Origin of the sequence: Novosphingobium sp. Chol11 (genome assembly GCF_900218065.1) — a bacterium.
In the GTDB taxonomy this organism is placed as follows: Bacteria; Pseudomonadota; Alphaproteobacteria; order Sphingomonadales; family Sphingomonadaceae; genus Sphingobium; species Sphingobium agri.
In genome coordinates this window covers 370661-381353 of sequence record NZ_OBMU01000001.1, presented here as the reverse complement: position 1 = coordinate 381353, position 10693 = coordinate 370661, and the positions used below count along the sequence as shown (strand labels likewise).

At 62.1% G+C, this 10693-nt stretch carries 12 protein-coding genes; 4 read left to right on the top strand and 8 right to left on the bottom strand.

Annotation, left to right across the window (positions count from 1 at the left end; genetic code table 11):
- Position 1 precedes the first annotated feature (1 nt).
- Positions 2 to 439 carry an ExbD/TolR family protein gene (locus NCHOL11_RS01830; protein WP_097090801.1) on the bottom strand — a complete coding sequence of 146 codons (438 nt, stop codon included), beginning with the start codon at positions 437 to 439 and terminating at the stop codon, positions 2 to 4.
- A gap of 164 nt (positions 440 to 603) precedes the next feature.
- On the opposite strand from NCHOL11_RS01830, the gene thrS reads away from it, so the two are divergent.
- The 3 genes from thrS (at position 604) to NCHOL11_RS01815 (ending at position 3922) form a co-directional block, all read left to right on the top strand.
- Complete coding sequence (gene thrS, locus NCHOL11_RS01825; RefSeq protein ID WP_097090800.1) at positions 604 to 2586, top strand: threonine--tRNA ligase; 1983 nt, start codon at positions 604 to 606, stop codon at positions 2584 to 2586.
- Positions 2587 to 2710: 124 nt separating this feature from the next.
- Positions 2711 to 3244 (top strand): translation initiation factor IF-3, encoded by a 534-nt coding sequence (infC, locus tag NCHOL11_RS01820; RefSeq protein WP_021238112.1) that lies wholly within the window; start codon positions 2711 to 2713, stop codon positions 3242 to 3244.
- Positions 3245 to 3538: 294 nt separating this feature from the next.
- Complete coding sequence (locus tag NCHOL11_RS01815; RefSeq protein ID WP_097090799.1) at positions 3539 to 3922, top strand: VOC family protein; 384 nt, start codon at positions 3539 to 3541, stop codon at positions 3920 to 3922.
- Positions 3923 to 3979: 57 nt separating this feature from the next.
- On the opposite strand, the gene NCHOL11_RS01810 is transcribed toward NCHOL11_RS01815, so the two are convergent.
- The 6 genes from NCHOL11_RS01810 to pabB form a co-directional block, all read right to left on the bottom strand.
- Positions 3980 to 5092, bottom strand: a complete 1113-nt coding sequence (locus tag NCHOL11_RS01810; protein WP_097090798.1) for a zinc-binding dehydrogenase — start codon at positions 5090 to 5092, stop codon at positions 3980 to 3982.
- A 14-nt stretch (positions 5093 to 5106) separates the two neighbouring features.
- The gene (gene msrA / locus NCHOL11_RS01805; RefSeq protein ID WP_097090797.1) at positions 5107 to 5778 is read right to left on the bottom strand and encodes a peptide-methionine (S)-S-oxide reductase MsrA; all 672 of its coding nucleotides are present in this window, start codon (positions 5776 to 5778) and stop codon (positions 5107 to 5109) included.
- On the bottom strand, positions 5765 to 5932 hold the full coding sequence (locus NCHOL11_RS18130) for a hypothetical protein (RefSeq protein WP_176502162.1): 168 nt from the start codon (positions 5930 to 5932) through the stop codon (positions 5765 to 5767). The genes msrA and NCHOL11_RS18130 overlap by 14 nt, the downstream gene beginning before the upstream one ends.
- Before the next feature lie 210 nt (positions 5933 to 6142).
- Positions 6143 to 7345 (bottom strand): pyridoxal phosphate-dependent aminotransferase, encoded by a 1203-nt coding sequence (locus NCHOL11_RS01800; protein ID WP_097090796.1) that lies wholly within the window; start codon positions 7343 to 7345, stop codon positions 6143 to 6145.
- Between the two features lie 192 nt (positions 7346 to 7537).
- Positions 7538 to 8161 (bottom strand): aminotransferase class IV, encoded by a 624-nt coding sequence (locus NCHOL11_RS01795; protein WP_097090795.1) that lies wholly within the window; start codon positions 8159 to 8161, stop codon positions 7538 to 7540.
- An 18-nt stretch (positions 8162 to 8179) separates the two neighbouring features.
- Positions 8180 to 9361, bottom strand: a complete 1182-nt coding sequence (gene pabB / locus NCHOL11_RS01790) for an aminodeoxychorismate synthase component I (RefSeq protein WP_097090794.1) — start codon at positions 9359 to 9361, stop codon at positions 8180 to 8182.
- 94 nt (positions 9362 to 9455) lie between these two features.
- Between pabB and NCHOL11_RS01785 the strand changes: the two genes are divergently transcribed.
- Positions 9456 to 9842: a DUF983 domain-containing protein gene (locus NCHOL11_RS01785; RefSeq protein WP_097090793.1), complete on the top strand. Its 387-nt coding sequence runs from the start codon at positions 9456 to 9458 to the stop codon at positions 9840 to 9842.
- A 294-nt stretch (positions 9843 to 10136) separates the two neighbouring features.
- Here the strand turns inward: NCHOL11_RS01785 and NCHOL11_RS01780 are convergent, their stop codons facing one another.
- A complete protein-coding gene (locus NCHOL11_RS01780; protein ID WP_097090792.1) occupies positions 10137 to 10574 on the bottom strand; it encodes an acyl-CoA thioesterase in 438 nt (145 codons plus the stop codon).
- Positions 10575 to 10693: the final 119 nt, after the last annotated feature.

The window sequence follows — 10693 nt, the reverse complement described above, 5'->3', positions numbered from 1 at the left end:
TTCAGAATGTGGCGTAACGTTCGTTGCCCACGAAACCCATATTCGTGATGCCCGCGCGACGAATATCGGCAAGCACCTCGTCCACCACGACATAACGGGCGTCAGCGGCAGGCTGAAACTGGAGCTCCGGTTCAACCGGCTTAGCAAGGGAGGCGGCGAGATATTGACGCAGAGTGAGCCGATCAACTGCCGCACCGTTCCAGCGCAGCACCCCGTCGGTATCGATCGTCAGACGGTTTTTGACGGGATTGACGGGTTCTGTTGACGGTTTGACCACCGGCTGGGGCAGATCAACCCCAACCTTGTGCGTCTGAATCGGGATGGTGATGATGAACATGATCAGCAGCACCAGCATCACATCGATCAATGGGGTGGTGTTCATCTCGCCCATTGGATGATCGGGTTGAGATATGTTGGATTGCGCAAAGCTTGAAGCCATGAACCCCTCCTGTTGAATGATATATCAACACATTCATCTTGCCTTGGGTAGGGGCGCTTGGCAAGAGCCCTTCTATTGACAGACGGGGCCGCCCATTTATGGGGAAAGCGCGGCTTTTTGCGCTGCTTGCCTCCACTCACAGAAAGACCTGTCCCTTGTCCGCCATGCTCAAGATCACCCTGCCCGATGGTTCCGTGCGTGAAGTTGCGCCCGGCACTACTCCGGCGGATATTGCGGCGGCGATCGGCCCTGGTCTGGCCAAGGCGGCGATCGCGGCGCGGGTGGATGGTGAACTGCGCGATATCATGCGCCCGCTGGAGCAGGATTCGCAGCTCGCTTTGGTGACGAGCAAAGACGAAGCTGACGCACTGGAACTGGCGCGGCATGACTTCGCGCATCTTTTGGCGGAGGCCGTGCAGGCGCTGTTCCCAGGGACGCAGATCACCTTCGGCCCGGCGACGGACGATGGCTTCTACTATGATTTCGCACCGAAGGACCGGCCCTTCACGGAAGAGGACCTGCCTGCGATCGAAGCGAAGATGCGGGAGTTGATCGCGGCCAACAAGCCTCTTCGCCGCGAGGTGTGGACGCGCGAAGACCTGATAGCGCGCTGGAAGACGGAAGGCGAGACGTTCAAGGCGGAATGGGCGGCAGAGCTTCCTGAGGGGGAGGAGCTGACTGTTTACTGGTCGGGTGGCGACTGGCTCGACATGTGCCGCGGGCCGCATCTGGCTTCGACGGGCAAGCTTGACCCCAACGCTTTCAAGCTGACGCGCGTGTCGGGCGCCTATTGGCGCGGCGATCAGAAGAATGCGATGCTCTCGCGCATCTACGGCACGGGCTGGCTCAACAAGAAGCAGCTCGACGCGCACCTCACGCGCCTGGAGGAAGCAGCCAAGCGCGACCACCGCAAGCTGGGCGCGGAGATGGACCTGTTCCACCTTCAGCAGGAAGCGCATGGCTCCGTCTTTTGGCATCCCAAGGGCTATCTGATCTGGCGGGAGCTGGAAGCCTATATGCGCCGGGCGATCGATGCGGGCGGCTATCGCGAGGTCAAGACGCCGCAGGTGATGGATGCGCGCCAATGGGAGCAGTCCGGCCATTGGGGCAAATATCGCGAAAATATGTTCGTCATCCCCGACGAAGTGCCGAACGTCGCGGACGAAGGCCCGCTGGTGTCGGACGATGCCGACTGGATGGCATTGAAGCCCATGAACTGCCCCGCGCATGTCCTGATCTTTCGCCAGGGGATCAAGAGCTATCGCGACCTGCCGCTGCGCTTTTACGAGAATGGTTGCTGCCATCGGAACGAGCCGCATGGGGCGCTGCATGGGCTTATGCGCGTACGGCAATTCACGCAGGACGACGCGCACATCTTCTGCCGCGAGGACCAGATCGTCGCGGAGGTGCAGGCTTTTTGTGAGCTGGCCGACCGGATCTACAAGGATTTCGGCTTCACCTACTCGATCAAGCTGGCGCTGCGCCCGGACAAGCGCTTCGGCACCGAGGAAATGTGGGACAAGGCCGAGGAGGAACTGCGCAACGCCGTTGCCGCCGCTGGCCTCAACACGCCGGAATATGGCTGGGAGGAATTGCCGGGCGAAGGCGCCTTCTACGCGCCGAAGCTGGAATGGCATCTGACCGACGCGATTGGGCGGACATGGCAGGTGGGCACGATCCAGTCGGACCGGGTTCTGCCGGAGCGACTCGACGCATCCTATGTGGGCGAAGATGGCGAACGGCACCGGCCGGTGATGCTCCACAGGGCGATTTTTGGGTCCTATGAGCGCTTCATCGGCATATTGATCGAACATTATGCGGGCAAATTCCCGCTCTGGCTCGCACCGGTGCAGGCGGTGGTCGCGACCATCGTTTCGGATGCGGACGACTATGCGAACGAGGTGGTGGAGAAGCTTCGGGCGGCCGGGATTCGCGCGGAAGTCGACGTCCGCAACGAGAAGATCAACTATAAGGTTCGCGAACATAGCCTTGCCAAAGTCCCGAATTTGCTGGTTGTCGGCCGCCGCGAAGCCGATGAGGGCACGGTCGCTTTGCGCGAGCTGGGCAAGGAAGGGCAAAGTGTCCTTGCCGTCGATGATGTCATCGCGCGCCTTGCAAAGGACGCACTGGCTCCCGATATGCAGTGAGGCGGCAATGCCACATGGGGCCGGTGAATCCGCAACTGCGGACTTGCCGCCCCTTTCGGCTTTGCGCTAAAGACCCCGCCAGATTCTTGAAGTTTCCATAGGAGAAGCCGCTATACGTCCCCCAATGATGCGCCGCCCGATGGCGCCGCCGCCTAAGTCCGGTCCCCGTTACAATGAGTTCATCACCGTGCCCAAGGTGCGCGTGATCGACGACGAAGGCGAAAATCTGGGCGTGATGTATACGCAGGAGGCTATCGAGCGCGCCTATGAGATCGGGCTCGACCTGGTCGAAGTGTCGCCGACCGCCGATCCGCCGGTTTGCAAGTTCCTGGACATCGGCAAGTACAAGTACGAGGCCCAGAAAAAGGCGAATATCGCCCGCAAGACCCAGAAGACGCAGGAACTCAAAGAGATCAAGATGCGTCCGAACATCGACGATCATGACTATGATACGAAGATGAAGAAGGTCCATGATTTCATCGGCGACGGCGACAAGGTGAAGATCACCCTGCGCTTTCGCGGCCGCGAATTGTCGCACCAGCAGCTCGGCATGCAGCTGCTCCAGCGCGTGGCGGAAAATGTCGGCGAGATCGCGAAGGTCGAAGCCTATCCGCGCATGGAAGGCCGCCAGATGCTGATGGTGCTGGCGCCGAAATAAGGCTTGCCGCTTTGGCAGATGCAATTGGGCGGGGTCTGGGTTCAGGCTCCGCCCATTTTGTTATGGAGACGCCGGAGCACGGAGCGTGAAGCAGTTGCAGGGCGCGAGTTCGATGAGGGTCGACAGCGGGCTTCGGCTGGTTCATGCATGAGGCGCGGCAAAGATAAGCCGTGGTCTTGTGAAGCTTTTCCGACCCATCGGCTCGGTGAGTTTCAGCTTTTATGCGAAGCGTTTTCCGGACGGACCGGCAAGTCCGGTTGGTGCGGGCCGCTCGAAATGGCAGAGAGGGTGAATATGTTCAGCCACATCATGGTGGGTGCCGACGACATTCAGGAATCCAAGCAATTTTACGACGCGACGCTGGGCGCACTGGGCATCCCCCCGGGTTTCATCGACGACAAGGGCCGCGTCTTCTACATGACGCAAAGCGGCGTGTTCGCGATTTCCAAGCCGCTGAACGGTGAACCGGCAAGTGCTGCAAACGGGGGCACCATCGGCTTTTCCGTTTCTTCGCCCGAGCAGGCCGATGCATGGCATGCGGCGGGCATCGCGGCGGGCGGTGCGACTTGCGAAGACCCCCCGGGTGTTCGTGACAGCGGTGTAGTCAAATTATACCTCGCCTATCTGCGCGACCCGGCAGGCAACAAGCTGTGCGCGCTGCACCACATGGCGGGTTGAGTTAGATCGGGGCTTCAGGAGCGCGGCTGTAGCGCTCCTGAATTTTCGCGTTTCAGGTCAGTTTGGAACGACCAGATATTTTTCGCCGGTGCGCCGGGCATTGTAAGTGAGCACTGCGTCGCGGCTGAGCGCTTCGGACAGTGAAATATGGCCCATATAGTGGCTGGCGAAGGTGGTGGTGATATTGTCCATTACGCGCTGCTTCATCCGTTCGATCGTTTCCGGCCCGGCGCTTTGCAGGAAGGGGAAGAGCAGCCAACCTCCGACAGACCAGCCAAAGCCGAAGCTGCGCGTCAGGATGGTGGGCGAAAGGTCGAGTGCGCCGTAAATATAGGCTTGTTTGGGGCTGTCAGAGCCATAGCGGCTGTACGGGGCGTCCTTGCTGGCAACCTGTTCCATGGCGTGCAGGATCTGGCTGACGAGATGGCCGCCACCGATCGCGTCGAAGGCGATGGTCGCGCCAGTTGCGGCGACGGCGGCTTCCAGTTGAGCGGCGAACCCTTCTTCCGAACTGTTGAGCACATGTTCGGCGCCGATATCCTTGAGGATAGCCACTTGAGCATCGTTGCGCACGATGTTCACCAGCGGAATGCCATCTTCCTGGGCGATGCGCACCAGCATCTGGCCAAGGTTGGAGGCCGCGGCGGTATGAACGATCGCCGTGTGCCCTTCCCGCTTCATCGTTTCGACAAAGCCCAGCGCGGTCATGGGATTGACGAAGGCGGACGCGCCCTGCTCCGCCGTCACGTCGTCGGGCAAGACCATGCAGGCGCGGGCATTCACGGTGCGATATTGCGCGAACATGCTGCCGCTGATCAGGGCGACGCGCTTGCCCAGCAGCGCCTGTGCTTCCGGCGCTTCACCAGCGGCGATGACCGTGCCCGCGCCTTCATTGCCGATCGTCATTGGCTGACCGACCCGCCCTGCAAGCGCGCGGCGCGCGGCGTCGGGCATTCGTGCAACGATGCGGCCTTCGCTATATTCGGCGTTCTCGACGTCGGCGGACGCGAAGAGCAGCGCGAGGTCGGACGGGTTGATGGGCGCGGCCTCGACACGGACCAGCACTTCGTCCGCCTGCGGAGGTGGGAGCCTCTCCTCGGCGAGTTCCACGATCAAGCGACCATCCGCATCCAAGGTCGACAGGAGTTTCAGGCCTTGGATCTCGGTCATGTCGCTTTCCTTTCTTAGGCTGAAGGGCGGGCGCTGTAGAGGCTCGGGTACATCGCCTTGAACGCGGCGAGCTTGGGCATGTCCCACCGCTTGATATAGGGATGCCGCGGGTTGCGGGTCAGGAAATCCTGGTGATAGGCGTCAGCGGACTGGAAGCCGGTGAACCGTTCCACCTTCGTCACGATCGGGTCGCGCCATAGGCCTGCCTTGCCCAATTGCGCGAGATAGGCGCGGGCCGCCTTGTCCTGGCCGGGCGTCAGCGGAAAGAGGGCGCTGCGATATTGGGTGCCGCGATCGGGGCCCTGATAATTGAGCGTGGTGGGATCGGCGATGACCGAGAAGAAAACGCGCAGCAAAGTGCCGTAGCTCACCTGGCGCGGATCATAGGTCACGCGGACGGCTTCGGCGAACCCTGTGTCGCCCTGGCTGACGCGGTCATAATCGACCTTGAGTTTGGCAGGGCCACCGGCGAACCCGGACGTGACGAGGCGCACTCCCTTGATGTGGGAGAAGACGCCCTCGACGCCCCAGAAGCAGCCGCCAGCGAAGACAGCGGTTTCGAGCTTGCGCGTCGCCGGAGCGTCTATCGCGGGCGCGGGAGCAAGCACGGGACGCTCGGCGCGCAGGGGAGAGGCGACGGCGATGGCCGCCGAGAAGGCGAGGAGAAAGGCGTTAACGCGCCGCATGTTCGATCGCCTGCGGAGCGCTTTCGGGCGCGGCCATGGCGGGGGTGGTGAGCGCAGGAGGCTCGGCAACGTGAAAGGCGAACAGGCCAGCGGAGCCGATCGCGAAACCACCAAGGAATCGCAGGAAGAGGTCCGACTTCAGGAATGTCAGCATGGCTTTCTTCCTTTCTATCTTTGCCTGGGCGGAGGGGGATAGCAGCAGGCGCGTTAGCCTTTGGTGAACAAGGCCGACCAATCAGTTTCGAGTTGAAACGCGATATAGGCGGCCGGGTTCTGGCTGCAAGAGGCTGTTTCGGACGTAGGTCCGATTTTTTTTCAACAAGAGCGGTCCCTCCCCATATTCCAATGGGGAGGGAGGATCAGCTTACTTGAGTGCGGCGCAGGCTTCCTGGATGCGCTTGCATGCCTTGGCCAGCACCTCTTCCGACGTCGCATAGCTGATGCGGAAGGCGGGGGAGAGGCCGAAGGCGGCGCCGTGAACCGCAGCCACGCGGGCTTCGTCGAGGAAGTAGCCGATCAGCGTTTCGTCGCTGTCGATCAGCTGGCCTTTGGGCGTGGTCTTGCCGATCACGCCGCTGGCGTCGGGATAGACGTAGAAAGCGCCTTCGGGCGTCGGGCAGTCGAGACCCGGCGCGTCGTTCAGCATCGACACGACCATGTCGCGGCGCTTCTTGAAGGCGGCGTTGCGCTCTTCCAGGAAGTCCTGATCGCCGGTCAGCGCGGCGACGGCGGCCGCCTGGCTGATCGAGCAGGGGTTCGAGGTCGATTGCGACTGGAGCTTGCCCATAGCCTTGATGATCCATTCGGGACCACCGGCGAAACCGATGCGCCAGCCCGTCATCGAGAAGGCCTTGGAACAGCCGTTGACCGTCAGGGTGCGCTCATAGAGGTCCGGGCAGACCTGCGCGATGGTCGCGAAGGGGGTCGGCGCGTACCAGACATGCTCATACATGTCGTCGGTCATGATGAGAACGTGCGGATGGCGGCGGAGCACCTCGCCCAGCTCCTTGAGCTCGTTCGCCGAATAGGCCGCGCCCGAAGGGTTGGACGGCGAGTTCAGGATCAGCCACTTGGTGCGCGGGGTGATCGCGGCGTCGAGCTGCGCGGCGGTGATCTTGTAGCCCTGGCTCGCGGGGCCTTCGACGAAGACGGGGGTGCCGCCCGCGAAGTTCACGATGTCGGGATAGCTGACCCAATAGGGCGCGGGGATGATGACTTCATCACCCACGTCCACGGTCGCGACCAGCGCGTTGAACAGAGTGTGCTTGCCGCCCGAATTCACGCTGATCTGGCTGCGCTTATAGTCCAGGCCGTTGTCGCGCTTGAACTTGAAGGCGACGGCGTCCTTGAGGTCGGCGGTGCCGTCGACGTCGGTATAGCGGGTCAGGTTCTTGCGGATCGCGGCGATGCCCGCTTCCTTGACGAAGTCGGGCGTGTCGAAATCGGGTTCGCCCGCCGAGAGACCAATGACATCGACGCCATCGGCTTTAAGGGCATTCACGCGCGCGCTCATCGCCAGGGTGGCGGAGGGCTGGATGCGACCGAGGGCAGCGGAAGTCTGGCTCATCGTGACACTCTTTCTGATGGATAGTGAATCCGCCCGGGCGGACGCGAGGCTCCTTAGTGCGCTATCACGCGGTGGGCAACCGCCAGTTGGGATGGGGTGGCTTCATCCTCTTCGTCATACCAGCGAAAGCTGGAATCTGGCGAGGGGCCGTAAACCTAACCTGAGATCCCAGCTTTCGCTGAGATGACGGCGTTATTTGACCAGCGACGCGGCGACCATGCCCCTGGCGGCGTTGCCGATGAAGAAGCCGTGGGCAAGGTCGCTGGGGCGCAGGTCGTCTTCGATCGCTTCGCCCATTTCGAGGAGGCTGCGGCGCAGGACGCCGGGGAGCAGGCCGCGCGAAAGCGGCGGCGTCACCAGCTTGTCGCCCCGTTCGACGAAGATCGAGGAGAAGCAGCCTTCGGTAAGGAAGCCATCCTCGTCGGTCATCAGCACTTCATAGGTGCCACCGCGCTTCAGCGCATCGCGGTAGACGCTGCGATCCGTCGTCTTGTGGATCAGGCGCAGGTCGTCGCAGGAGCTCTGGCGGGGAACGGTAGCCACATGCATGATCGCCTGTGGCCAGGTGCGATGTTCGCGCACCTCTATCGCGATCGAGCCGCGCCGCGAGACAAGGAGGCGAAGGCGGCTGCGTTCGCGCAGACGAAATGTCGCGGCCTGCAATTCGTTGCGGACTTCATGGCGGTCGAAGCTGAAATCAAGCGCCTCCGCGCTTTCCTTCAACCGTTCCAAGTGCAACTCCAGCAGCCTGATGCCCTCGACGGGATCGAAAGCCATGGTTTCGAGCAGATCAAACCGTCCGTCAGCCAATGACATCGAAACTATTCAAGCCCCCTATTGTGCTGCGGTCGTGAGGAAGCGCCCCTTGGCCAGACATTCCGCCCACTCGGATACCGCATCCGAGTCCGCGACGATGCCCGAACCCAATCCCAGGCGCCCTTCCCTGCTGCCTTCTTCAACCCAAATCGTGCGAATGGCAACATTGAAGGCGGCATCTCCATTGGGATCGATCCAGCCCATGGTGCCTGTGTAGATGTCGCGGGGATAGGCCTCCACCGCGTCGATGATCTCCATCGCCCGCACCTTGGGCGCCCCGGTGATCGACCCGCACGGGAAGAGGACGCGCAATATGTCGATGGGGGAAAGGCCAGGCAGCATCCGGGCACGGATCGTCGAGACCATCTGGTGGACGGTCGGATAGGTTTCCACATGAAAGAGGTCGGGCACCGTCACCGTGCCCGCGCGCGACACGCGGGACAGATCATTGCGCAGCAAGTCGACGATCATGAGATTTTCGGCGCGCTGCTTGGCGTCCTGCTCCAATTCGCGCGCCAGCGCCGCGTCGACCAGGGGATCGGCCGCGCGGCGGGCGGTGCCCTTCATGGGCCGCGCGGTCAGCTGCCCGCGCACATTGGTGAAGAAGAGTTCGGGCGAAAAGGAGAGGATATTATGCGCGCTGGTGCGGATGATACCGCCATAGCCGGCGCGCTGGCGCGGGCGGATAGCAGCGTAAAGCGCCATGATGTCGCCGGTGAAGCGGGTGGAGCAAGGGAAAGTCAGATTGGCCTGATAGATGTCACCTGCGCGGATATAATCCTGAACCCGGGCGAAGGCAGCGTGGTAGGTCTTTTCGTCCAGCAGGGGACGGGGCGCTTCGACCGTGGCGGTGGCGGGATCGGGAAGCAGGTCCGGCATCAGCGCCGGGTCGATCAAGCGGTGACCTTCGAACAGGCCGAACCAGAGCAGCGGCATGCCCGGTTTGCGATCCCCTTGCCCAGCAGCCAGGGCAAGCAGCCGGTCCTCCAAGACAAGGCCGGCCTCATAGCTCATGTAGCCTGCCGCGTGCAGGCCCAGTTCCGCCGCTTCTGCAAGGCGATCAAGCGCGGGCTGCACTTCCTCTAGGCTGTTCGCGCAAATGACTTCCACAGGGTCGCGATAGAGGCGCGCAGGCGCGGGATTGCGCTCTCGCGCATCGTCGAACAGGACAAAGGCTTCGGAAGAACCCGGCAATCGCATCCGCGCCGTCTTAACAGCCTTTTGGCCGGGAGGAAGGGCGGCGGATGTTTAAAGCCTTGTTGCGTGGACCGGCCGTCAGCCATAGGGACGGTGCATGAGCGATCATCCTTCTACCGATGTGGCGGCGAGGCCGCTCAGATCCGCAGTGCTGTCGGGGCTGAAGGGGCGCTGTCCTGCCTGTGGCGAAGGCGCGATGTTCGCGCGGTTCCTGAAGCCAAGTGCGGCGTGCAGTGCGTGCGGGCAGCCGTGGAATGTGTCGCAGGCCGATGACTTTCCGGCCTATATCGTGATCCTGCTGCTGGGACACATATTGGTGCCATTGATGATCGAGGTAAATGGCGCGCTCGCCATTCCGCTGGGAATGCAGGCGCTGCTGTGGCCGGGACTGGCAATGGTGCTGGCAGGGGTAATGATCCAGCCGGTCAAGGGAGCGGTGATCGCGTTTCAGTGGGCGCGGCGGATGGATGGGTTTGCTGGTTGAATCAGCGCCCGCCGGGTTCCGGGCTGGTTTGTTCACGCGGAGATGCGGGATTCCTGTGTTGGAGCAGGACCCATCCGGGCCTCCACTCTTCACCATCTCGCCTGTTTATGTGGAAATCCCAGTCCCGTTCGGGCTGAGCTTGTCGAAGCCCTTTTCTTCTAAGAGGAAGAGAGCCCTTCGACAGGCTCAGGGCGAACGGTGGGAACGCGCGGCCTGGCATCACGAGACCCCAGCCTGCGCTGGGGTGACGGCTATCTGTTGAGGTCCGGTTGCGCTGAGTCGGCGAGAATCCGATCAGTCGGGCTTGCGCAGGAAGTTGCGTTCCATGGCTTCGCGCAGGCTGGCGTCGATGATGCGGCGGCCTTCGGAGCCATGGGTGACGACGGTGGTGTCGCAGGTGGCGACGCAGACGCCCTTCTGGAATGCGGCGGAGCTGACGGTCCAGCTGGTGCGGCCGATATGGCCGATGCCGCAATGGACTTCGAACGGATAAGGGAAGTGCGATTCTTCGACGAAGTTCAGCGACACGGCGGCGACCAGCCAGCGGACGCCCTGCTCCTGCGGATGGCGGCCGAGATGATGGTGGAAGCGGATGCGGGCGGTTTCGAAGATACCCGAGATAGCCACATTGTTGATGTGGCCCATCGTGTCGATATCCTGGAAGCGCGTGTCCATGCTGGTGATGAAGCTGTATGCTTCCGGGCTCAGCCGCCAGGATTCGGGTTTTGCCATGTCCTGCTTTCCGATGGTTGTCCTTTAAAGCTCTTAAGCTTCATGGGCGCGGATTCAATCGCCTGGACAAAATTGGCGTCACTGCGACCTTTTTGACACAGCCGATGTTTGTGGCGGCG

Coding starts and splice junctions, on each gene's coding strand:
- NCHOL11_RS18130 (WP_176502162.1), bottom strand. CDS start 5,932: ATGCTGACATTCCTGAAGTCGGACCTCTTCCTGCGATTCCTTGGTGGT.
- pabB (WP_097090794.1), bottom strand. CDS start 9,361: ATGCGATTGCCGGGTTCTTCCGAAGCCTTTGTCCTGTTCGACGATGCG.
- NCHOL11_RS01810 (WP_097090798.1), bottom strand. CDS start 5,092: ATGACCGAGATCCAAGGCCTGAAACTCCTGTCGACCTTGGATGCGGAT.
- NCHOL11_RS01785 (WP_097090793.1), top strand. CDS start 9,456: ATGAGCGATCATCCTTCTACCGATGTGGCGGCGAGGCCGCTCAGATCC.
- NCHOL11_RS01795 (WP_097090795.1), bottom strand. CDS start 8,161: ATGTCATTGGCTGACGGACGGTTTGATCTGCTCGAAACCATGGCTTTC.
- NCHOL11_RS01800 (WP_097090796.1), bottom strand. CDS start 7,345: ATGAGCCAGACTTCCGCTGCCCTCGGTCGCATCCAGCCCTCCGCCACC.
- thrS (WP_097090800.1), top strand. CDS start 604: ATGCTCAAGATCACCCTGCCCGATGGTTCCGTGCGTGAAGTTGCGCCC.
- msrA (WP_097090797.1), bottom strand. CDS start 5,778: ATGCGGCGCGTTAACGCCTTTCTCCTCGCCTTCTCGGCGGCCATCGCC.
- NCHOL11_RS01830 (WP_097090801.1), bottom strand. CDS start 439: ATGGCTTCAAGCTTTGCGCAATCCAACATATCTCAACCCGATCATCCA.
- NCHOL11_RS01780 (WP_097090792.1), bottom strand. CDS start 10,574: ATGGCAAAACCCGAATCCTGGCGGCTGAGCCCGGAAGCATACAGCTTC.
- NCHOL11_RS01815 (WP_097090799.1), top strand. CDS start 3,539: ATGTTCAGCCACATCATGGTGGGTGCCGACGACATTCAGGAATCCAAG.
- infC (WP_021238112.1), top strand. CDS start 2,711: ATGATGCGCCGCCCGATGGCGCCGCCGCCTAAGTCCGGTCCCCGTTAC.